This is a genomic window from Massilia sp. NP310 (genome assembly GCF_019443485.1).
Lineage (GTDB): Bacteria > Pseudomonadota > Gammaproteobacteria > Burkholderiales > Burkholderiaceae_D > Telluria > Telluria timonae.
On record NZ_CP080379.1, the window covers coordinates 1,762,069 to 1,785,124 of the forward strand.

Annotated in this window: 18 protein-coding genes; 12 read left to right on the forward strand and 6 right to left on the reverse strand. The window is 67.4% G+C overall.

The features are described 5' to 3' along the window. Positions 1-42 precede the first annotated feature (42 nt). Positions 43-2,115, forward strand: coding sequence for a prolyl oligopeptidase family protein (locus KY496_RS07655; RefSeq protein ID WP_267877523.1), 2,073 nt, complete (start codon positions 43-45; stop codon positions 2,113-2,115). A 7-nt stretch (positions 2,116-2,122) separates the two neighbouring features. On the opposite strand, the gene KY496_RS07660 is transcribed toward KY496_RS07655, so the two are convergent. After that, on the reverse strand, positions 2,123-2,704 hold the full coding sequence (locus tag KY496_RS07660) for an acyl-homoserine-lactone synthase (protein WP_219864391.1): 582 nt from the start codon (positions 2,702-2,704) through the stop codon (positions 2,123-2,125). A 186-nt stretch (positions 2,705-2,890) separates the two neighbouring features. On the opposite strand from KY496_RS07660, the gene KY496_RS07665 reads away from it, so the two are divergent. Further along, complete coding sequence (locus KY496_RS07665) at positions 2,891-3,163, forward strand: DNA-binding transcriptional regulator (protein ID WP_005667319.1); 273 nt, start codon at positions 2,891-2,893, stop codon at positions 3,161-3,163. Here KY496_RS07665 and KY496_RS07670 read toward each other — a convergent pair. Next, on the reverse strand, positions 3,138-3,878 hold the full coding sequence (locus KY496_RS07670) for a LuxR family transcriptional regulator (protein ID WP_219864392.1): 741 nt from the start codon (positions 3,876-3,878) through the stop codon (positions 3,138-3,140). The genes KY496_RS07665 and KY496_RS07670 overlap by 26 nt on opposite strands. Positions 3,879-4,218: 340 nt before the next feature. On the opposite strand from KY496_RS07670, the gene KY496_RS07675 reads away from it, so the two are divergent. Together KY496_RS07675 and KY496_RS07680 are read left to right on the forward strand one after the other, a co-directional pair. Beyond that, on the forward strand, positions 4,219-9,132 hold the full coding sequence (locus KY496_RS07675; RefSeq protein ID WP_071362389.1) for a response regulator: 4,914 nt from the start codon (positions 4,219-4,221) through the stop codon (positions 9,130-9,132). Between the two features lie 7 nt (positions 9,133-9,139). Further along, positions 9,140-9,982, forward strand: a complete 843-nt coding sequence (locus tag KY496_RS07680) for a CheR family methyltransferase (protein WP_219864393.1) — start codon at positions 9,140-9,142, stop codon at positions 9,980-9,982. A 3-nt stretch (positions 9,983-9,985) separates the two neighbouring features. Here the strand turns inward: KY496_RS07680 and glpD are convergent, their stop codons facing one another. After that, positions 9,986-11,527 carry a glycerol-3-phosphate dehydrogenase gene (gene glpD, locus KY496_RS07685; RefSeq protein WP_219864394.1) on the reverse strand — a complete coding sequence of 514 codons (1,542 nt, stop codon included), beginning with the start codon at positions 11,525-11,527 and terminating at the stop codon, positions 9,986-9,988. A gap of 122 nt (positions 11,528-11,649) precedes the next feature. Here glpD and KY496_RS07690 point away from each other — a divergent pair, with 122 nt between their 5' ends. Continuing rightward, positions 11,650-12,294 (forward strand): hypothetical protein, encoded by a 645-nt coding sequence (locus KY496_RS07690; protein WP_005667310.1) that lies wholly within the window; start codon positions 11,650-11,652, stop codon positions 12,292-12,294. Positions 12,295-12,298: 4 nt separating this feature from the next. Here KY496_RS07690 and KY496_RS07695 read toward each other — a convergent pair whose 3' ends face one another. The 3 genes from KY496_RS07695 to KY496_RS07705 form a co-directional block, all read right to left on the reverse strand. Further along, positions 12,299-13,741, reverse strand: coding sequence for a sugar porter family MFS transporter (locus tag KY496_RS07695; protein WP_219864395.1), 1,443 nt, complete (start codon positions 13,739-13,741; stop codon positions 12,299-12,301). Between the two features lie 579 nt (positions 13,742-14,320). Next, positions 14,321-16,417 (reverse strand): ATP-dependent helicase, encoded by a 2,097-nt coding sequence (locus tag KY496_RS07700; RefSeq protein WP_219864396.1) that lies wholly within the window; start codon positions 16,415-16,417, stop codon positions 14,321-14,323. Between the two features lie 377 nt (positions 16,418-16,794). Next, entirely contained in the window at positions 16,795-17,013 is a 219-nt protein-coding gene (locus KY496_RS07705; RefSeq protein WP_184238722.1) for a hypothetical protein, read from the reverse strand. A 194-nt stretch (positions 17,014-17,207) separates the two neighbouring features. Here KY496_RS07705 and KY496_RS07710 point away from each other — a divergent pair, with 194 nt between their 5' ends. The 7 genes from KY496_RS07710 to KY496_RS07740 all read left to right on the forward strand — a co-directional run bounded on the left by KY496_RS07710 (position 17,208) and on the right by KY496_RS07740 (position 23,048). Next, positions 17,208-17,378, forward strand: a complete 171-nt coding sequence (locus tag KY496_RS07710) for a hypothetical protein (protein WP_005667305.1) — start codon at positions 17,208-17,210, stop codon at positions 17,376-17,378. 61 nt (positions 17,379-17,439) lie between these two features. Then, positions 17,440-18,066, forward strand: coding sequence for a chromate transporter (locus KY496_RS07715; protein WP_184238718.1), 627 nt, complete (start codon positions 17,440-17,442; stop codon positions 18,064-18,066). Further along, positions 18,063-18,653: a chromate transporter gene (locus KY496_RS07720; RefSeq protein ID WP_184238715.1), complete on the forward strand. Its 591-nt coding sequence runs from the start codon at positions 18,063-18,065 to the stop codon at positions 18,651-18,653. The genes KY496_RS07715 and KY496_RS07720 overlap by 4 nt, the downstream gene beginning before the upstream one ends. A gap of 62 nt (positions 18,654-18,715) precedes the next feature. Further along, positions 18,716-19,558 carry an S-formylglutathione hydrolase gene (gene fghA, locus KY496_RS07725; protein WP_184238713.1) on the forward strand — a complete coding sequence of 281 codons (843 nt, stop codon included), beginning with the start codon at positions 18,716-18,718 and terminating at the stop codon, positions 19,556-19,558. Between the two features lie 88 nt (positions 19,559-19,646). Beyond that, positions 19,647-20,381 carry a phosphoribosyltransferase family protein gene (locus KY496_RS07730; protein WP_184238711.1) on the forward strand — a complete coding sequence of 245 codons (735 nt, stop codon included), beginning with the start codon at positions 19,647-19,649 and terminating at the stop codon, positions 20,379-20,381. Continuing rightward, positions 20,378-21,709, forward strand: a complete 1,332-nt coding sequence (locus tag KY496_RS07735; protein WP_219864397.1) for an SRPBCC family protein — start codon at positions 20,378-20,380, stop codon at positions 21,707-21,709. The genes KY496_RS07730 and KY496_RS07735 overlap by 4 nt, the downstream gene beginning before the upstream one ends. Position 21,710: 1 nt before the next feature. Continuing rightward, a complete protein-coding gene (locus tag KY496_RS07740) occupies positions 21,711-23,048 on the forward strand; it encodes an erythromycin esterase family protein (RefSeq protein ID WP_005667294.1) in 1,338 nt (445 codons plus the stop codon). Positions 23,049-23,056: the final 8 nt, after the last annotated feature.

Here is a 23,056-nt window from a genome sequence, read left to right on the forward strand (position 1 = left end):
TTCCCCTGGCGGGCGGTGCCCGCCACGTAAAATTGCTAGTATATCGGCGCGCCGCGCCGGCGTGATACTGATGAGGACAGCATGCAACACCACGACGATCCCTGGCTGTGGCTGGAACAGATCGACACCGACGAAGCCCGCGCCTGGGTCGACGCGCGCAACGCGGCCACCGAAGCCGAGCTGCAGGCCGATCCGCGCTTCGCGCCGCTCTGCGAGCGCTTGACGGGCATCCTCGATTCGAGCGCCAAGATTCCCTACGTCGGCGTGCATGGCGGCTGGTGCTACAACTTCTGGCGCGACGCGACCCACGTGCGCGGCGTCTGGCGCCGCACCACGCTCGACGAGTACCGCAACAGCGCCCCTGACTGGGAAACGGTGCTCGACCTCGATGCGCTGGCGCGCACGGAGAATGAAAACTGGGTCTGGGCCGGCGTGTCCTGGCTCGAGCCCGACGCCGCGCGCTGCCTGGTCCTGCTGTCGCGCGGCGGCGGCGACGCCAGGGTGGTGCGCGAGTTCGACCTGACGCTGCCCGGCTTCGTGGCCGACGGCTTCACCCTGCCCGAGGCGAAGAGCGACGTGTCCTGGATCGACCGCGACACCCTGTTCGTCGGCACCGACTTCGGCCCCGGCAGCCTGAGCGAATCGGGCTATCCGCGCATCGTCAAGGAATGGAAGCGCGGCACGCCGCTGGCGGCGGCCACCACCGTGTACGAGGCGGCCCCTGGCGACATGGCGGCGTCCGGCTACCAGGACAACAGCCCCGGCTGGGAGCGCGCCTTCGTGCTGCGCCAGATCGATTTCTATACGAGCGAACTGTTCTGGCGGCGCGGCGACCGGCTGCTCAGGATCGACAAGCCGCTCGACGCCAGCGCCTTCGCCCTGCGCGACCAGCTCGTGATCGAGCTGCGCTCGGACTGGACCATCGACGGCGTGACCTACCCCCAGGGCGCCCTGCTGGCGACCGGCTTCGACGCCTTCGTGGCGGGCAGCCGCGCCTTCGAGGTGCTGTTCACGCCGACACCAATGACCTCGCTGGACGGCGTGGCGGCCACCCGCAGCAGCCTGCTGCTGACGGTGCTCGACAACGTCAAGAACCGCATCGTCGAATTGCGGCGCGAAGACGGGCGCTGGATCCGGCGCGAGGTCGCCGTGCCCGGCATCGGTTCGCTGGGCGTGTCGGCCCTGGACTCGGACCACTCGGACGACTACTTCCTGACCGTGACCGATTTCCTGCATCCGACCACCTTGTACCTGATGCGCAGCGGCAGCGACGCGCGCGAGCCGCTCAAGGCGATGCCCGCCTTCTTCGACGCCGGGCCGTACGAGGTGAGCCAGCACACGGCGACCTCCAGCGACGGCACCCTCGTGCCCTACTTCGTCGTCGCCCCCAGCGGCAGCGGCGCCGGCGCCTCCGGTCCGACCCTCCTGTACGGCTACGGCGGCTTCGAGGTCTCGCTCAAGCCCTTCTACAGCGGCATGACCGGCGCCGCCTGGCTCGAACAGGGTGGCACCTATGTGCTGGCCAATATCCGCGGCGGCGGCGAGTTCGGCCCGCGCTGGCACCAGGCGGCCCTGCGCCAGCACCGCCAGCGCGCTTTCGACGACTTCATCGCCGTCGGCGAAGACCTGGTGGCGCGCGGCGTCGCCACGCCGCGCCAGCTGGGCATCATGGGCGGCAGCAATGGCGGCCTGCTGGTCGGCGCGGCGCTGACCCAGCGTCCCGACCTGTTCGGCGCCGTGGTGTGCCAGGTGCCGCTGCTGGACATGCGGCGCTACCACCTGCTGCTGGCCGGCGCCTCGTGGATGGGCGAGTACGGCGACCCGGACGATGCCGAGGACTGGGCCTACCTGGCCCGCTACTCGCCGTACCACAACGTGCGGCCCGGCCAGCGCTACCCGCGCGTGCTGTTCACCACCTCGACCCGCGACGACCGCGTCCATCCGGCGCATGCGCGCAAGATGGCGGCGCGCATGCTGGACCAGGGACACGACGTGCTGTACTGGGAAAACACCGAGGGCGGCCATGCCGGCGCCGCCGACAACGCCCAGACCGCGCGCATGGTGGCGCTGACCTATACCTTCCTGCTGCGACAACTGGGCGAGCACGCGGCCTGAAACCGGCTCAGGAGGCCAGCCGCCTGGCGAACAGCGCTTCCCAGGTCGGCTCGATCTCCACGTAGAGCGCGACCGCGGTCTCGATCCCGACCGCCTGCGGCGACCCGATGCGGGTGGTGACCACGCCGGCCCGGCGCAGCATGCGCTCGATCGCGGTGGTGGTGACGGTGACGTAGCGCGACAGGCCGCGCTCGTGAGCGTGGCGGATGATGGCCTCGATCGACTCCATCGTCATCTCCGAGAAGCCGTAGCCGCCGGCGCCCTCGGTCTCGAGCGCGAAGCGCGACAGCTCCCAGATGTGCGGGTCGCTGGGCGGCTCCTGGCCGTCGAGCAGCTGGGGGAAGGAATCCTTGAGCATGTACGGCCCTTCGGTCGGCAGCAGGCGCCAGCAGCCGCGCAGCGTCTCGCCGTCGCGCATCAGCATGTAACGCGGTTCGAGCGCGTCGTAACCATCGATCTCCATGCCGGACAGCACCGGCACTTCCCATCCCAGCCGCCCGCGGAATACCTTCGCGCGCAGCGTATGCATTTCCCACAACTCTTTCGATGCGAATGCGCGGCGTGGCGCGATCGTGATTTGCATGCTCATTGCCAACCCCCTCCTCGTTGAGAAAATCGGTTCAAGAAATATGCACTACGCATTAAAGCGTTATGCAAATCGGGTAGGCTGGGTACTATCAGCATTGATAGGTGGCGAGCAATATCGGCAGTGCAATACTTTTGGAAACGACGCAGTTTCCGAATTATTCGATTCACTACCCCGAAAGGAACGACCATGGCAAACGATCTGATGTGCGACGCACTGGCAGCCGAACTGCAGGCCAACCAGCTGGTCCAGGCCGCCGGCACGGCACGCCTGGCGCCGCACGAACTGCGTCGGCTGCGCATCACGAAGCGCGAAAGCCAGGAAAAATTCTGGGGCCGCTTCGGCGTCACCCAGTCCAGCGGCAGCCGCTTTGAAACCGGTCTCGCGATCCCGGCGCCTGTGTCGATTCTTCTGCGCATGTACATGAACGGCAAACTCAGCGATGGTGATCTTCAGGGGTGATGAGCCCCAGGGCGATGGCCTTGACCACCGCCTGCTGGCGAGTGTTGACGTCAAATTTTTGACGCACATTCGCCAGGTGAAAATTGACGGTGGCTTCGGAACAGCCCGTGATGCGTGCGACCTCCCACGACGACTTGCCCGCCATCACCCACTGCAACACTTCCAGCTCGCGCCGCGTCAGGCGCGGCGCCTCCTCAGGCCGCGTCTCCTCCTCGCGGAAGCGCCCGGAAGAAATGAAAGCGTAGTCGCGCACCAGCGACAGCATCGGCAGCGCCTCGGTCATGGCGCGCCGGGCGTCGGCGTCGGGCCGCGCATCGGACGCGAAACTGATCACCCCGAACTCGCCCTGCGGCCCGTGCACCGGCAAGGTCGCGCCGCTGCGGATGCCGTGGGCGCTGGCCTCTTCGTAGAGCCCGGCCTGTTGTGGGCCGGAGGCGAACGTGCCCGGCTCCCACACGATCGGGATCGTGCTCGACAGGCAATGGGCGACGGTCGGATCGACATAGGCGAAGCCGTTGCGGTCGTAGCGATCGCGCCAGTCTGCGGAATAATTACTGCGCAAGAAAGCCGACTCGAAACGGGTATGGCGCGAATTGACGACGCCAAACAGCACCTGGTCGAAACCCAGCCCCCGCGCAATGGTGAACAAGGACGCGCTCCATTTGGAAGCATCCTTGGCCTGCATCAGCTCGAGTAATAAGGCAGTGTCAATCATGGGGCAAAGTTTGATGTAACACCCCTATGCTAGATGGTTCACCCCGCTCACAAATTCACAGAAATTAACAATCAAGATATTTACTTCTATCTCACATGCATGTTGTCGTGCATTAACCACAACAAAGTTGCAATCGTGCGCCCTACTAGAGGGGAATCGGCTACCCTCCGCCGAATTACCTGTAACAAATTTCAGATTAGCAAGTATTTACTAGCCGAGATACCGTTTCGCGGTTTGACTTAGATCTATAGAATCGTATCTCGTGCGTGTGTAAAAACGACACTCTTGCCGGCTCAACCGGCTAACCGACAGACTTCCTTTCAGGACGAGGATCCAGGCGATGAACACCATGACCGATATGGGCGAACAGTTGGACGTCAAGCTGCTGCTCACCACATTGATGGCCCTGAAAAAAGGCGATTTCTCGGTGCGCATGCCTGACGACTGGACCGGCGTGTCCGGCAAGATCGCCGATACCCTGAACGACATCATCGAGACCAAGCAAAAGATGGTCGAGACCGTCACGGAAGTCTCGCGGGTGGTCGGCCGCGAAGGCCACCTGACCCAGCGCGCCGACCTGCCGGGCGTGGTGGGCGGCTGGAGCACCATGATCAGCTCGGTCAACACCCTGATCGACGACCTGGTGCGCCCCACCACCGAGATGGCGCGCGTGATCGGCGCGGTGGCGAAAGGCGACCTGTCCCAGACCATGGCCCTCGAAGTCGACGGCCATCCACTCAAGGGCCAGTACCTGCGCGCGGCGATGACGGCCAACACCATGGTCGAGCAGCTGTCCTCGTTCTCGTCCGAAGTCACGCGCGTGGCGCGCGAGGTCGGCACCGAGGGCAAGCTGGGCGGCCAGGCGCAAGTCAAGGGCGTGGCCGGCACCTGGAAGGACTTGACCGACTCGGTCAACTCGATGGCCGGCAACCTGACCTCGCAGGTGCGTAATATCGCGGAAGTGACCACCGCGGTGGCCAACGGCGACCTGTCCAAGAAGATCACGGTCGACGTGCGCGGCGAGATCCTGCAACTGAAGGACACCATCAACGTGATGGTGGACCAGCTGCGTTCCTTCGCCTCCGAAGTGACGCGGGTGGCGCGCGAGGTCGGCACCGAGGGTAAACTCGGCGGCCAGGCCTATGTGCCGGGCGTGGCCGGCACCTGGAAGGACTTGACCGACAACGTCAACTTCATGGCCTCGAACCTGACGGGCCAGGTGCGCAATATCGCGGCGGTGACCACCGCGGTGGCGAACGGCGACCTGTCCAAGAAAATTACCGTGGACGTGAAGGGTGAGATTCTCGAGCTGAAGAACACCATCAACGTGATGGTCGACCAACTGTCCTCGTTCGCCTCCGAGGTGACGCGGGTGGCGCGCGAGGTCGGCACTGAGGGGAAACTCGGCGGCCAGGCGGTGGTGAAAGGCGTGGCCGGCACCTGGAAGGACTTGACCGACTCGGTCAACTCGATGGCGGGCAACCTGACCGGCCAGGTGCGTAACATCGCCGACGTGACCACCGCGGTGGCGAACGGCGACCTGTCCAAGAAGATCACGGTGGACGTCAAAGGCGAAATTCTGGAGCTGAAGAACACCATCAACGTGATGGTCGACCAGCTGAACTCCTTCGCGTCCGAGGTGACGCGGGTGGCGCGCGAGGTCGGCACCGAAGGTAAGCTCGGCGGCCAGGCCAACGTGCCGGGCGTGGCCGGCACCTGGAAGGACTTGACCGACGGCGTGAACTCGATGGCGGGCAACCTGACCGCCCAGGTGCGTAATATCGCGGAAGTGACCACCGCCGTGGCGAACGGCGACCTGTCCAAGAAGATCACGGTGGACGTCAAGGGCGAGATCCAGGAACTGAAGAACACGATTAACGTGATGGTCGACCAGCTGTCGTCGTTCGCTTCCGAGGTCACGCGGGTGGCGCGCGAGGTCGGCACCGAAGGTAAACTGGGCGGCCAGGCCTACGTGCCGGGCGTCGGCGGCACCTGGAAGGACTTGACCGACAACGTCAACTTCATGGCCTCCAACCTGACCGGCCAGGTGCGCAATATCGCGGCGGTGACCACCGCTGTGGCGCGCGGCGACCTGTCCAAGAAGATCACCGTGGACGTGAAGGGCGAGATTCTCGAGCTGAAGGACACCATCAACGTCATGGTGGACCAGTTGTCCTCGTTCGCCTCGGAGGTGACCCGGGTGGCGCGCGAGGTCGGCACCGAAGGTAAGCTCGGCGGCCAGGCGAACGTGTCGGGCGTGGCCGGCACCTGGAAGGACTTGACGGAAAACGTCAACCAGCTGGCGGCGAACCTCACCAACCAGATGCGCGCGATCGGTGAGGTGGCGACGGCGGTGACGCGCGGCGACCTGTCGCGCTCCATTCAAGTGGAAGCGCGCGGCGAGGTGTCCTACCTGAAGGACAACATCAACGAGATGATCCGCAACCTGAAGGAGACCACGCAGAAGAACGCGCAGCAGGATTGGCTCAAGACCAACCTGGCCCGCTTCACGCGCTTGCTGCAGGGCCAGCGCGACCTGCAGGCGGTGACCAAGCTGATCCTCTCGGAGCTGGCGCCGCTGGTCTCGGCCCACCACGGCGTGTTCTACATGATGGACTCGCAAGAGACCGACGCCAGGTTGCGCATGATCGCGAGCTACGGCTACCGCTCGAGCCGCAAGCTGCCGACTTCCTTCCTGCCGGGCGAAGGCCTGGTGGGCCAGTGCGCGCTGGAGAAGACCCGCATCTGGCTGACCGACGTCCCGCGCGACTACATCGTGGTGTCCTCGGGCCTGGGCTCGGCGCCGCCGAACAATATCGTGGTGCTGCCGATCCTGTTCGAGCAGCAGGTCAAGGCCGTCATCGAGATCGCCTCGCTCGACCGCTTCACCGAAACCCACCTGTCCTTCCTCGACCAGCTGATGGAATCGATCGGCGTGGTCCTGAACACGATCGAGGCCAACAGCCGCACCGAGTCGCTGCTGACCCAGTCGCAGTCGCTGGCGCAGGAACTGCAGCAGACGAACCAGGAGCTGGGCGAGAAAGCGCGCCTGCTGTCCGAGCAGAACATCGAGGTGGAACGCAAGAACCGCGAGGTGGAGCAGGCCAAGCTGGCGCTGGAAGAAAAAGCGACCCAGCTGGCGCTGTCCTCGAAGTACAAGTCGGAATTCCTGGCCAATATGTCGCACGAATTGAGGACGCCACTGAATTCGCTGCTGATCCTGGCCCAGCAGCTGTCCGACAACCCGGAAGGCAATCTGTCGGGCAAGCAGGTGGAGTTCGCGAAGACGATCTACGGGTCGGGTTCGGACTTGCTGACCCTGATTAACGACATTCTCGACCTGTCCAAGATCGAATCGGGCACCGTCACGCTGGACGTGTCGGAATACCGCTTCTCGAACCTGCGCAACTACGTCGACCGCACCTTCCGCCACATGGCCGAGGCCAAGCATCTGGGCTTCCAGGTCGAGCTGGCCGAGAACCTGCCGACGGCCGTGATGACCGACACCACGCGCCTGCAGCAGGTGCTGAAGAACCTGTTGTCGAACGCCTTCAAGTTCACCAGCCATGGCCAGGTCTCGCTGGGCATCAGCCTGGTGACCAGCGGCTGGACGGCGGATCACCCGAACCTCGAGCATGCCGACGCGGTGCTGGCGTTTTCGGTGTACGACACCGGCGTGGGCATCCCCGCCGACAAGCTGCAGCTGATCTTCGAAGCCTTCCAGCAGGCCGACGGCTCGACCGCCCGCAAGTATGGCGGCACGGGTCTCGGCCTGTCGATTTCGCGCGAACTGGCGCGCCTGCTGGGCGGCGAAATCCGGGTCGAGTCGACGGTCAACGTCGGGTCGGTGTTCACGCTCTACCTGCCGTACAACCGCGCCGGCTTCATCAACTATGAACAGGCGCGCCAACCGCAGCCGGCGCGCCTGGCGCCGCCGTTGAACGTCCCGGCCCCGCTGGTGCCGGTGCTGCAGGAAAACAGCGAAGTCTCGACCCTCGAGCTGACGGCGGACCTGCTCGACCCGAGCGGCGCCGTGGTCGAGTACGCGAGCGTGCTGGACGACCGCGGCCTGGTGACGCCGGGCGACCCGTCGGTGCTGATCGTCGAGGACGACGAGCGCTTCGCCAAGGTGGTGCTCGAATTCGCCCGCGAGAAAAACTTCAAGGCGATCGTGACCCACCGCGGCGATTCGACCCTGTCGCTGGCGCGCGACTACCTGCCGTCGGCGATCCTGCTCGACCTGGACCTGCCGGACATCGACGGCTTCACGGTGCTCGACCGCCTGAAACGCGACCCGAGCACGCGCCACATCCCGGTGCACGTCATGTCGTCGCTGCGCGAGCGCGAACGCGCGCTGCGCCAGGGCGCCATCTCGTACATCAACAAGCCGGTCGAGCGCGAGGCGCTGAACGAGGAATTCAAGCGCATCCAGAAATTCCTGATGGGCGGCAAGCGCAGCCTGCTGGTGGTCGAGGACGATCCGGCCCAGCGCGATGCGATCGTTTCCCTGATCGGCAACAACGACATCCATATGGTGACGGTCGACCATGGCGCCGCCGCGCTCGAGGCCCTGCAGTCCTCGCACTTCGACTGCATGGTGCTGGACCTGACCCTGCCCGACATCTCGGGCTTCGACCTGCTCGAGCAGATCGCCCGCTACGAACGCCTGCGCGACCTGCCGATCGTGATCTACACCGCCCAGGAGCTCACCCGCAAGGAGGTCACGAAGCTCAAGCGCTTTGCCAAGACCATCGTGATCAAGGATGCGCGCTCGCCCGAGCGCCTGCTGGACGAGACGGCGCTGTTCCTGCACCGTTCCCAGGCCAGCCTGCCCGAAACCCAGCGGCGCATGCTGGAAGAGATCCACGCCCTCGACTCGGGCCTGGCCGGACGCAAGGTGCTGATCGTCGACGACGACCTGCGCAATATCTTCGCCCTGTCGACGCTGCTGGAGCGCCAGCAGATGCAGGTACTGTTCGCCGAGAACGGCCGCGACGGCATCGAAGTGCTCGAGAAGGACCCGGGCATCGAGATCGTCCTGATGGACATCATGATGCCCGAGATGGACGGCTACGACACGATGCGGGCCATCCGCCGCATTCCGAAATTCCGCTCGCTGCCGATCATCACCCTGACCGCGAAGGCGATGAAGGGCGACCGCGACAAGTGCATCGCGGCCGGCGCCTCGGACTACATCACCAAGCCGGTCGACGTGGCGCAGCTGCTGTCGATGATGCGGGTTTGGCTGCACTGAGGCCGCGGTGAATGCCCTGACTGGTGTGCCGGTCGACACCGGCCTGGCGGAGCTCGAGATCGATCTGCTGCTCGAAGCGCTGTACCAGCGTTTCGGCCTCGACTACCGCAGCCACGAGCGCGCCATCCTGCGCCGCCGGCTGCAGGAGCTGGCGCGCCTGCACGCCTTGCCGAATCTCACGCGGCTGCAGGAACAGGTGCTGCACGCGCCCGGCGCGGCGCTGGGCGTGGTGCGCGCGCTGGCGGTGCCGCCTGCCGCCCTGTTCGACCGCCCTGACTGGGCGCGGCGCCAGCGCGGCGCGCTGGCCGACAGCCTGCGGCCGACGGCACTGCCCAAGGTCTGGCTGCCCGAGGTGGGCGGCGTGGGCGAGGCCTGGACCCTGGCCGTGCTGCTGGCCGAGGAAAAGCTGTACGGACGCACCGAAGTGTTCGCGACCCTGGCCAGCGACGAACTGCTGTTCGAGGCGCGCGAAGCCACGCTGCCGGCCTCGCAACTGGCGGACGCCCAGCGCGGCTACGAAGCCAGCGGCGGCACGGGGCGGCTGGCGGACTACTTCGAGGTCAGCGACGGCCGCGCGCGCCTGCTGCCGCGGCTGCGCGAGCGCATCACCTGGCTGCAATACTGCCTGGTGACCGACGGCTCGTTCAACGAGTTCCACGCGATCGTCTGCTGCCGCGCCCTGCCCGACTTCGGCCCGGTGCTGCGCCAGCGGGTGCTGCGCCTGTTCCGCGACAGCCTGGCCCTGTTCGGGGTGCTCGGGATCGACCGCGAACTGGCGGCGAGCGAAGCGGGCGCGGCCGACTACCAGCCCTTGTTCGACGATGGGGCGTGGTACAAGCGGGTGCGCTGAGCGTCAGAGGATGGCCGTCGCCGACCGTTCAGCGGCCATCCAGGCATCGATCTTGTCCGCCACGCCCGGCCGCAGGTGCAGTCCCAGCTTGGTCCGGCGCCACAGGACATCCTGGGCACAGGCGGCCCACTCGTGCGCCATCAGGTAGCGCAGTTCGGCCTCGTACAGGCCAGGGGCGACTTCCGCACCGAGATCGGCCAACATCCCGCACCGATCCAGCAGCACCTCCACCCGGGCGCCGTAGGCGCGCGCATAGCGCAGCGCCAGCGGCTTGGGCAGCCAGGCGACACGCCGCTGCAGCGCCGCCACCCAGCGGTCGAATTCCAGCACGCCGCGGTTGTCGGGCTGCGGCCCGAACAGGTCGCCGCCCGGCAGCACGGCGCGCGCCGTCCATGCTCCCGTCGGCGTCGCGCCCAGCAGCGGCGCGATCCAGTCGACGGCTTCCTCGGCCAGCTTGCGGTAGGTGGTGATCTTGCCGCCGAAGACCGACAGCAGCGGCGGACCGCTGGCGTCGCGTTCGAGGAAGTAGTCGCGCGTGATCGCCGCCGCCTTGCCGGCCTCGTCGTCCAGCAGCGGGCGCACGCCCGAATAACTCCACACCACGTCGCTCGGGGCCAGCTGGCGCTTGAAGTAACGGTTGACCAGCGCGCACAGGTAGCGCGTCTCGCCCTCGCCGATCGCGGCGGCGCCGGGGTCGCCCGCGAAATCGACGTCGGTGGTGCCGACCAGGGTGAAAACTTCTTCATACGGAATGGCGAACACGACCCGGCCATCCGCATGCTGGAACAGGTAGGCGCAGCCATGATCGAACAGGCGCGGCACGACGATGTGGCTGCCCTTGACCAGGCGCAGCGCGCGGTGCGGCGCCGCCCGGTTGGCGCCGCGCGCGAAATGGGCCGCCCACGGGCCGGCGGCGTTGACCAGGCCGCGCGCGCGCACGGTCAGGGGCGCGCCGCCCCCATCGATGCGGGCCTCCCAGTGCGCGGCGCGCCGGACCACGTCTGCGCAGGCGGCATGGGTGAGCACCCGCGCGCCGCGCTCGTGGGCATCGAGGGCGTTGAGCACCACCAGCCGGGCGTCGTCGACCCAGCCGTCGGAATAGGCGAAGGCGCGCGTGAACTCGGGCTTGAGCGGCGCGCCGGCGGGGTGGCCGGCCAGCTCGATCGCGCTGGACGCCGGCAGGAAGGCGCGCGGCGCCAGGCGGTCATACAGGAACAGCCCGGCGCGGATCAGCCAGGCCGGGCGCTCGCCTGCCACGTGCGGCATCACGAAGCGCAGCGGACGCATGATGTGCGGCGCGCTCCTGAGCAGGGTCTCGCGTTCGGCCAGCGCCTTGCGCACCAGGCCGAATTCGCGGTATTCGAGATAGCGCAGGCCACCGTGGATCAGCTTGCTGGAGGCGGACGAGGTATGCGCGCCCAGGTCGTCCTTTTCGCACAGCACCACCGACAGGCCGCGCCCGGCCGCGTCGCGCGCAATGCCGGCGCCATTGATGCCGCCGCCGACCACCAGCAGGTCGCAATCGATCGTCGTGTCCGCTCCCATCGCCCCCTCCTCCAAGCCATCCGACCCGGCGCATCCGTTCCACTTTACGCGGGCGCGCCGGTCCGGCGTTTGCCTGCGTCAATTATGCGGAGAATGGACGGGCCGGTGTGTAAAATCGCCACATGTCCATCCCGTCCACGCCAGACCGGACCCGCGCCTGGGTCCGCATGCCATCCGGCCGCCGCCTCGACCTGCTCGACCCGACACCCTTCGACTGGGACGACGCCGACCTGGCGCTCGGCCTGGCCCGCACCTACCGCTGGGGCGGCCACTCGGCCTGGCCGTTGCCGCTGTCGGTGGCCCAGCACTCGATCACGGTGATGCTGCTGCGCCGCGCCGCCGCCCCGGCGATCACGCCGCTGGAAGAGTTGCGCGAACTGCTGCACGACGCCGAGGAAGGCCTGCTCGGCTTCGATGCGATCTCGGTGATCAAGCCTTTCCTGGGCGACGCCTTCCGCGCGCTGACCAGGCGCCTCGAACACATGGTATTCCTGCGCTATGGCCTGCCGGCCTGGGACGCGCGCAGCCATGCGGCGCACAAGCGCGCCGACCGCCTGGCCGCGGCCACCGAGGCCGTGCACGTGGCCGGCTGGTCGCGCGAGGAGGTGCGGCGCACCCTCAAGATCCGCGCCGGGGTGCTGGCCGAGGATCCCCTTGCCGCCTACTACGATTGCCGGCCGTGGGAGCCTTGGGCGCCGGGCGTGGCCTGCGAGCGTTTCATGCGCGAGCTCGAGCGGCTCGCGCTCGCGGTGCGCTCGACCGACTGACGTCTCAGGCGCCTGCGCTCAGCGTCTTCTCCAGGTGGCGCTCCAGCCCTTCCAGCGACTTGCCGCGCGTTTCCGGCACGCAGGTCGCGACGAAGGCCAGCGAGGCAATATTGATGGCTGCGAACACGAAGAAGGTGGCGCTGCCGAACTGCGCCAGCGCGATCGGGAACAGCAAGGCGACCAGGGCGTTGAACACCCATTGGCAGGCCACGGCGGTGCCGGTCAGCACGCCGCGCACGTGCATCGGGAACAGTTCGGACATCAGCAGCCAGTAGACCGGCGCGATCAGCATTTGCATGCACAGCAGGAAGCACAGGATGCAGGCGAGCGCCGCATAGCTGCGCGCCAGGCCGTCCGGGAACCACGTCAGCACGATGCCGAGCGCGGCCTGGGTCAGGATCACGCCGCCCAGGCCGGTCATCAGCATAGGCCGGCGGCCGTGCTTGCCGATCAGCCAGATGCCGATCAAGGTCGCGATCACCGATACCACGCCGTTGCCGATGGTGGCGGTCAGTGCGGCATTGGTGCCGAGGCCCGTCGAGGTCAGGATGATCGGGGTGAAATACATGAAGGCATTAATCCCGGTGAACTGGGCGGTGAAGCCCAGGCCGATGCCGATCCACAGCAGCTTGCGGATCCACGGCGTGCCGAGCACGGCCGACCAGCCCGCCTGCTCGCGCTCGATCGTATTCAACCGGGTCATCTCCGCCATCTCGGTCTCGATCTGCTTGTCGCTCGAGCGGATTTGTCCGAGCACTGCGCGCGCCTCGTCCATCCGGCCCTGGCCGGCAAGCCAGCGCGGTGACTTCGGCACCAGCATCATGCCCAGACCCAGCAGGACGGCCGGGACCGCCGAGATGGCGAGCATGTAGCGCCAGACGTGCGGGGAATCGGACAGGTAGGCCAGCAGCGCATTGAGCACGTAGGCCGCCAGCTGGCCGGTCACGATCATCAGCTCGTTCTGGCTGACCAGGCGTGCGCGCCGGCTGGGGCCGGCCATCTCGGCAATGAACACCGGCACCGTGGACGAGGCGCCGCCCACCGCCATGCCGAGGATGAAGCGCATCGCCACCAGCACCGCCACCGACGGCGCCAGCACCGAACCGAGCACGCCGATCATGAACACCAGCGACAGGCCCATCAGCGTCGTACGGCGGCCATACTTGTCCGACAGCGTGCCCGCCATCAGCGAACCGAGCGCGGCGCCGAACACCAGCGACGAGGTGACGATGCCCTCGGTCACCGGCGTCAGGCCGAGACCACCCTGCGCGGGCGCCAGGCCAAGGAACGGCAAGGCGCCCGAAATGACGCCCGTGTCATAGCCGAAGGCCAGCGCGCCCATGGTCGCGGCGATGGCGACCTTGAACACGAAGCGGCTTTCCCGGGTATCGGGAGGGGTGGGGTTGGCGGGATTGGCGGCGTGCGCTGGCGGCGTGACTGATGACATGAGGCGAGATCCTTTGGAAAATGGGGACGCGGCAGGCGGCATGCGGGCGGAGCCCACCGCCCTCGCCGTCGCGAGGACGGCGGAGCTCGCGTGGCCGGGCGATAAGTCGGCCACTCTGTTGGAATTGCTTGATACAGGTTAACTGCAGTTATCGATCAAGTATGTTCGATAACTTACATATTAGCGAATTTTCTTGCAAATCATCAATGACAGCCCATGCCTGACGGCGCGGCGCACCTCCAATGGCCGGGTCGGCCCCACGCCGACGCAGACAATCCCCGGGGCGGCCAGGACGCGACCTGGCGCTGCGGTGGGACGACGCCAAGTACCTGATTTCATTCGATCTTTGGGTCTATCCACAAGAAATGTGGATAACTGTGTGGAAAAGCGCCACTTGACAAGTCGCAAGCGCAGCATTGATGCGGGTTTCAACAAAATGCCCGTTCAAAAGGCAAAAAAATATCCCCGTAAAATCAGTCACTTGCACGTGCACCACTTCTGCGCGTCCATGTCACATACGGCAAACTCCTACAAAAGTGGGGCACCGGGGATAAGTCGTCAATTTGTCCGCATCTGTCGTCATTTCCACGCGTTCCGGGCGCGGTCGCGCACCATCATGCGGATGCTGTCGGGCATGGGCGTGCGCAGCTCGCGCTTATCGGCGCTGAGCCAGGCGCATTCCTCGAAATGCTTGAGCATGACCGGGGTGATGAAGCGCGTGCGCGTCGCATACACATGGCGGTCGCCCATGCTCGACTGCTGCTTGATGAAGAAGCGGTTCGGCACCACCAGGTGCAGGTTCTCGCGCGCCCGCGTCATGGCCACGTAGAGCAGGCGCCGTTCTTCCTCGATGTCGTCCTGGCTGCCGGTGCCCATGTCGGACGGCATGCAGCCGTCGACGACGTTCAATACGTGCACCGTGTTCCACTCCTGCCCCTTGCTCGAGTGGATCGTGGACAGAATCACGTAGTCTTCGTCGAGCAGCGGCGCGCCGGCGCGGTCGCTGGTGGCCTCGGGCGGATCGAGCGTGATCTCGGCCAGGAAGCTCTCGCGGTTGCCATAGCCGCCGGACAGCGCCACCAGCTGGTCGAGGTCGGCCGCGCGCACCTGCGCATCGTCGTGCAGGCGCTCCAGGTGCGGCTGGTACCATTCGCGCGCCAGCTCGAGATCCATCGGCCAGCGCAGGCCGGGCGTGCGCAGGCGCCGGTACAGCGCGCAGAATGCCTGCCAGTCGGTCTTGCAGCGCGCCGGCACCGCGAAGCCTTCCAGTGCCGCCGCCGGATCGTCGCTGCTGCCTGCGGCCTCGACCAGCCGGGTGGCGCTCGCCTGGCCGATGCCGGGAATCAGCTGCAGCGCGCGGAAACCCGCCAGCCGTCCGCTCGGGTTCTGGGCGAAGCGCAGCACGGCCAGCACGTCCTTGATGTGGGCCGCCTCCAGGAATTTCAGGCCGCCGAACTTGACGAAGGGGATGTTGCGACGCATGAGTTCGAGTTCGAGCGCGGCGCTGTGGCTGGCGGCGCGAAACAGCACCGCCTGGCTTTTGAGGGCGACGCCGGTCTCGCGCTGTTCGAGGATGCGGTTGCAGACCCAGCGCGCCTGCTCGGCTTCGTCGGGAATCAACACCAGCTGCGGCTTGATGCTCGACGCCTTGTCGGTCCACAGGGTCTTGGCGTGGCGCTCGAGCGCGGCGCCGATCACGGCGTTCGACGCGTCCAGGATCGGCTGCGTGGAACGGTAGTTGCGCTCCAGCGTGATCAGGTGCGCCGGCTGCGAGAACTGGGCGGGAAAGTCGAGGATGTTGCGCACGGTGGCGCCGCGAAAGCCATAGATCGATTGCGCATCGTCGCCGACGACCATCACGCCGCGACCGTCGGGCTTCATGCCGGTGACGATGGCCGCCTGCAAGCGGTTGGTGTCCTGGTATTCGTCGACCAGCACGTGGTCGAACAGCGCGCCGAGCTCCGCCCCCAGCACCGGGTCGGCCGCCATCTCGGCCCAGAACAGCAGCAGGTCGTCGTAATCGAGCACGTTCTGCTCCTGCTTGGCGTCGACATAGGCGCCGAACAGGGTCTTGAGCTGGGCTTCCCACTCGCTGCACCAGGGGAAGAACGCCTGCAGCACCGCGTCGAGCGGCTCGCGGCCATTGACCACGCGCGAATAGATCGACAGGCAGGTGCCTTTCAGCGGAAAGCGTTTGTCGAGCTGGCTCAGGCCGATCTCGTGGCGCACCATGCCCATCAGGTCTTCGGAGTCGCCGCGGTCGTGGATCGTGAACCCGGCATCCAGGCCGATGCGGCCGGCGAACTCGCGCAGCAGGCGCGCGCCGATGCTGTGGAAGGTGCCGGCCCAGGGCAGCGTGACCGGCGCCTGGCTGCCCTTGAGCCCGAACAGCCGGTGCAGCACGCCGCCGGCGCGCTGGGTCATCTCGGTGGCGGCGCGGCGCGAAAACGTCAGCAGCAGGATGCGCTGCGGATCGGCGCCCGACTGGATCAGGCGCGCCACCCGGTGCGCCAGGGTGTTGGTCTTGCCGGAACCGGCGCCGGCCACCACCAGCAGCGGACGCGGCGCGTCAAGCCCGACGTCGTGCTCGACCGCTGCCCGCTGCTCGGGGTTCAGGCTGGCGAACGGGTCGTCGGTGGCGGACAGGTTGGCGATCGGATCGGCGACGGCGGACATGGGACGGAATCTGGAAATGCCATACTGTACATTTATCCAGTCACGGGCCGCAAGAAGAAAATGCGGCCGTCCGACGCCGCCGTCAAGGCGTTGTCAAGGATGACATCAGGCATGACCTCAGCAATCGCTGCCAAGTCACGGATAATCAAGGCGTTTTTTGGATATCCACAAAGTCTGTGAATAAGTGTGTGGAAAAGCGGGGGCTTGACACGCTGGACGCGGCCTCCCGTGCGGCTTTCAACAATTTGCCTATTGGGAAGGCAATCTCGTTTCCGCTGTAAATCAAGGGGTTACACGTTGTGCCCCCGACGCACGCAGTATGCACCACAAATAAATCTCGCGGCAACTTTGTGGTCTGGCGGATGCGCCGGATCCGGTCAGGCGAGCGCCCGGCGCCGTTCCGGTTCGAGCAGCACGCGTTCGATCACCTGCGAGCGCACGCCATGCGCCTTGAGGTACTCGAGCGCCGGCATGGTGCCGCACTCGCCCAGCGTGGCGATGCCGCGCGCCACGATGTCACGCTCGCGTACGTTGCGCCTGAGCTCGGAAGATCCGGAGAGGCGTTGGTCGATATCCTGGGCACGGTATGGGCTCATGGCGCGGGTCTCCGGTGGGTTATGTCGCTGACGCACCACGAGTATTGACGATGCTGGAATGAAGTCAATGTCAAACCTGTATCGAACCGCGAAAACCCTGGCTGGATGCCTGTGGCCTCGACCAGCGCTGCGCCGCCCGCCCGCCCGTCATCCTGCCTACAATCGGCCGCAACACACCAACCATGAGGATTTCCATGAGCATCCAACCCGACCTGAATCCCGGCGACGACGCCGCTCCCGGCACGCCTGGCGCCGGCGAGGACATCTGCGACGCCTGCGCCGGCCGCGGCACGCTGGCCGATGGCAAGCCATGCCCGCAATGCGGCGGCACCGGCCGCGTGATGGAAGGCATCGGCGGCGGCTGAGCCACTACCCACGGCGGGTAGTGCGTGGACACGGCACGGGCCCTGCGGCGATAATCGCCGGATGAGCGCCTTACCCTTGCCGATACCGCCTTCCGCCCCCCAGTCCCCACGTTCTGCGCCGCCGGCCGAACCCGATCGTCCCCGCCCGACTTCGCTGACCGACCTGTTCGTGTCGTTCACGCTGATCGCCCTGCAGGGCTTCGGCGGGGTGCTGGCCGTGATCCAGCAGCAAGTCGTCGAGCGCAAGCGCTGGATGAGCAACGAGGAATTCATCGAAGAATGGTCGGTGGCCCAGATCATGCCGGGCCCGAACGTCTGCAACCTGGCCATGATGATCGGCAGCCGCCATTTCGGCCTGGCCGGCGCCATCAGCGCCCTGGCCGGCATCCTCACCGTGCCGCTCATCCTGGTGCTGTGCCTGGCCCTGGTCTACGCGCAGTTCGCCGCCCAGCCCCAGGTGCAGGGCGCCCTGCGCGGCATGGCCGCCGTCGCCGCCGGCCTGATCGCCGCCACCGGCCTGCGCATGTCGGTCGCGCTGACTAAAAACGTGATTCCGCTCGCGGCCTGCATCGCGATCGCCGCCGCCGGCTTCGTGCTGCTGGCCTGGATCCGCATGCCGCTGGCGGCCGTGATCGGCCTGCTCGGCTGCCTCGGCTGCGTGCTGGCCTGGCGCGGGCTCAAGCCATGAGCGCGCCCAGCCTGGTGTTCGGCTGGCATGACTGGCTGAACCTGTTCGTCCATTTCCTGATGCTGTCCATGATGTCGCTCGGCGGCGCGATCTCGACCACCTCCGAGATGCAGCGCTACCTGGTCGAGCGCCAGGGCTGGCTCAGCCAGACCCAGTTCGCCGACTCGGTGGCCCTGGCCCAATCGTCGCCCGGGCCCAACGTCCTGTTCGTGGCCCTGCTCGGCTGGAACGTGGGCCTCAATTCCGGCAGCGTGACGGCCGCGCTCTGCGGCGTCGCGATCTCGATGATCGGCATCATGCTGCCCTCCACCGTGTTCACTTACCAGGTCGCGCAGTGGGCCCAGCGCAACCGCGAGCTGCGCGCCGTGCGCGCCTTCAAGCAGGGCATGGCGCCGCTGGTGATCGCCATGCTGCTGTCGACCGCCTGGCTGCTGGCCACCGGCGGCGGCAAGGGCGGCGAACACATGGACAACTGGCCCCTGTGGCTGCTGACGGCGGCCACCGCCATCGTCATCTGGCGCACCCGCCTGCACCTGCTGTGGATGCTGGCGCTCGGCGCGCTGCTGGGAGCCCTGGGCGTGGTCTAGTTGGCAAGCCGGGGCGGGAAGCGGCATACTGGCGGCATCCATCAACTGCAATCGACCCCAAGATGCCCCAACTCCTGAATGAACATGCCTGCTTCGGCGGCGTGCAACGCTTCTACCAGCACGACTCGGCCGCCATCGGGCTGCCGATGAAATTCTCGGTCTACCTGCCGCCGGCGGCGGGCGAGAAGAAGCTGCCGGTCCTGTTCTACCTGGCCGGCCTGACTTGCACCGAAGAAACCTTCATGATCAAGGCCGGCGCCCAGCGCCTGGCCAGCGAACTGGGCATCATCCTGGTCGCGCCCGACACCAGCCCGCGCGGCGCCAACGTGCCGGGAGAAAGCGACAGCTGGGACTTCGGCGCCGGCGCCGGCTTCTACCTCGACGCTACCCAGGAACCGTGGGCGCGCCACTACCGCATGCACAGCTATCTGCTGGAACTGCATGCGCTGGTGCTGGCCACCTTCCAGGCCGACCCGGGCCGGGTAGGCATCTTCGGCCACTCGATGGGCGGCCATGGCGCGCTGACCATGGCGCTCAAGCACCCCGACCTGTTCCGCTCGGTCTCGGCCTTCGCGCCGATCGCCGCGCCGAGCCGTTGTCCGTGGGGCAAGAAGGCCTTCGGCGGCTACCTCGGCGCCGACGAAAACGCCTGGCAGCAATATGACGCCAGCGCCCTGATGGCATCGCACACGGGCGCGCCCTTCCCTGGCGGCATCCTGATCGACCAGGGCCTGGGCGACAAATTCCTGGTCGAGCAGTTGTTGCCCGAGGCCTTCGAGCAAGCCTGCGCCAAGGCCGGGCAGCCGCTCACCCTGCGCCGCCATGCCGGCTACGACCACGGCTATTACTTCATCTCGACCTTCGTCGAAGACCATCTGCGCTTCCACAGCCGCCAGCTCGGCTGATCCAACCTCGCGGCCCCGTCCGGGGCCGCCATTCCCATCGACATCATTCCGCGCGGCAAACGAACGACGGCCACGCTCGTCCCTGTGTATGCTGGAAGTTAACAACTTCTTCATCATGCAAGAGCTCGAACCGTTCATCGACCGCGCCGACGCGGGCACGAAACTGGCAACTGCGCTGGCACGGGCGCTGGCGCACCATGCCGGCAGTCAAGACGTGCTCGTGCTGGCCCTGCCGCGCGGCGGCGTGCCGGTCGCGTTCCCGATCGCGCAGGCGCTGGGGGCCGAACTCGACCTGCTGCTGGTGCGCAAGCTCGGCTTGCCCAACCAGCCCGAGTTCGCCATGGGCGCCATTGCCAGCGGCGGCGTCCAGGTGCTCCAGCCCGGCGTGCCGGGCCTGATGGGCGTGACCCGGGCCGAAGTCGATGCGGTGATCGCGGCGGAACAGGCCGAACTGGCACGGCGCGAACGGCGTTATCGCGGCGAGCGCTCCCCATGCCGGGTGGCGGGACGCTGCTTGATCCTGGTCGACGACGGCATCGCCACCGGATCGACGATGCTGGCGGCGGTCGAAGCGGCGCGCCGCCAGCAGCCGTCGCGGCTGGTGGTCGCGGCGCCGGCGGCGGCCCAGGAGGCGCTGGACGCCTTGCGCGGCGTGGTCGACGACGTGGTATGCCTGGTCGCCCCGCCCCGCTTTCGCTCCGTCGGGCAGTGGTATCGCCACTTCGGGCAGACCGGCGATGAAGAAGTGCAGACCCTGCTGGCGCAGGCGTGGGCCTTGACGCGCGACGCCGCCAGCCAACCCCACCGAAAGGAGCCGACATGAACGATACGAACGAAAAAGCGATGAACGCAGGTAAGTGGATCGGCGCAGCAGTCGCAGGCGCATTGCTGATGTACGCATTCGACCCGGACCGCGGCGCCAAGCGCCGCGCCAACGCCCGCGGCGCACTGCGCGACGCGCGCGACCGCACCGGCGACCGCCTCGAACACGCCTGGCACAACGCCGGCGACCGCCTCGACTCGGCGCGCCTGCGCGCCACCGGCGCCGCGGCCCGCGCCGGCGAACGCCTGGCCGGCGCCGCCCATGCGGCGGGCGACCGCCTGGCCGAGGTCTCGCACCGCACGCGCGACCGCCTCGAACATGCGCGCGAGCGCCTGGCCGACGCCTCGTACGAGGCGAAGGACCGCGCCAGCCACGCCGCCCACGAGGCCCGCGATCGCGTGAAACACGCCGCCTATGAGGCGCGCGACCGCGCCAGCCATGCGGCATACGAAGCGCGCGAGAAGGCCGAGTATGCCGCCGACAAGGCGCGCGAGCGCGCCGAGTACAGCGCCGACCGCGCCGCCGAACGCGCCCGCGAACGCGCCGACCTGGCGCGCGAACGCCTGGAACAGACCGCCCACAGCGTGAAAGCCGACGCCCGCTCGCGCGCCCACGCCGCCGGCGACCAGGTGCGCGCCTGGACCGACCACCTGAGCCAGGTGTTCGGCGCGCGCAGCCCGACGCTCACCAATTCCGCCCTGCTGGGCACCGGCGCCCTGAGCGTGGTCGGCCTGGTGCGCCGCTCGCCGGTGGCCGCCCTGCTCGGCCTGGGCGCGCTGGCGGTGCTGCTGCGCAGCGACCGCGGCCGCCACCTGGTCGATTCGCTGCGCCACCGCGGCGCCGCCAGCCAGGTCGGGGTGGAGAACTCGATTCACATCGACGCCGCGCCGAAGGAAGTGTTCGACGCCTGGTCCGAAGTCGAGAACTTCCCGCGCTTCATGTCGCACGTGACCGAAGTGCGCGACCTCGGCCACCGCCGCTCGCACTGGGTGGTGCGCGGCCCCGGCGGCATGGAATACGCATGGAACGCCATCATGACCGAGCAGTCGCGTCCCGAGCGCCTGTCGTGGCGCAGCGAACCGGGTTCGGAGATCGAGCAGGAAGGCTCGGTGACCTTCGAGCCGTCCGGCAACGGCACCCGCGTCACGGTGCGCATGACCTACTCGCCGCCGGCCGGCGCGCTGGGCCACGGCATCGCGCGCATGCTGGGCGCCGACCCGCAGCGCCAGATGGACGACGACCTGGCGCGCATGAAAGAGTTCATCGAGCGCGGCGGCGCCCACTACGCCGGCCACCAGGCGGCGCCGAGCCACAGCTTCCTGCACTGACGTGGCCATCCTCACCAACGCCACCCTCGACGCGGTGCGCGCGTCGGCCCGCCCCCTCACCGGGGGCGCGGACGACTACGACGCCCTGCTCGACATGGTCGGCAACGCCCGCTTCGTGCTGCTCGGGGAGGCCACCCACGGCAGCCACGAGTTCTACGCGGAACGGGCGCGCATCACCCGGCGCCTGATCGAGGAAAAAGGCTTCACCGCGGTGGCGGTCGAAGCCGACTGGCCCGATGCCTGGCGTGTCAACCGCTACGTGCGTGGCGAGGGCGCGGACGCGGACGGCCGCGCCGCCCTCTCGGGCTTCGAACGCTTCCCGGCCTGGATGTGGCGCAACACGGCGGTGCTCGACTTCGTCGAGTGGCTGCGCGCGCACAACGACGGCCCGGGCGCCGGCGCCGCCAAGACCGGCTTCTACGGCCTGGACCTGTACAGCATGTACACCTCGATCCACGAGGTGCTGCACTACCTGGAGCAGGTCGACCCGAACGCCGCGCGCGAGGCGCGCAAGGTCTACGCCTGCTTCGACCACTACGACCGCGACAGCCAGCAATACGGCTACGAGGCCAGCTTCGGCATGTCGCCGTCGTGCCAGGAAGGCGTGATCGCCACCCTGCGCACCTTGCAGCAGCGCGGTTTCGACTACGTGCAGGCCGGCGGCGGCGACGACGCGTTCTTTTACGCCCAGCAGAACGCGCGCCTGGTCAAGAACGCCGAAGAGTATTACCGCACCATGTTCAAGGGCCGCGTCTCGTCCTGGAACCTGCGCGACAGCCACATGGCCGAGACCCTGGACGCGGTGGCGCGCCACCTGTCGCAGGGCGGCAAGCCGGCGCGCATCGTGGTCTGGGAACACAACTCGCACATCGGCGACGCGCGCGCGACCGAGATCGGGCGCCAGGGCGAATGGACGCTGGGCGAGCTGGCGCGCAAGGCCCATGGCGCCGACACGGTCCTGATCGGCTTCACCACCTACGAAGGCCGGGTCACGGCGGCCTCGGAATGGGATGGCGAGGGCCGGCACAAGCACGTGCGGCCGGCCCTGCAGAACAGCTACGAGCACCTACTGCACAGCACCGGCATCGAACGCTTCTTCCTGCCGCTGCGCGAGCCTTCGCCGGCGCGCGACGCGCTGATGGAAGAGCGTCTGGAACGCGCCATCGGCGTGCTGTACCTGCCGCGCAGCGAGCGCCAGAGCCATTACTTCATGGCCCAGCTGCCGCGCCAGTTCGACGCCGTGATCCACATCGACCGCACCACGGCGGTGGAGCCGCTCGATGCGACCAGCGGCTGGCATTCGGGCGAGCCGCCGGAGACATATCCGGGCGGGCTGTAGGGTCGGCA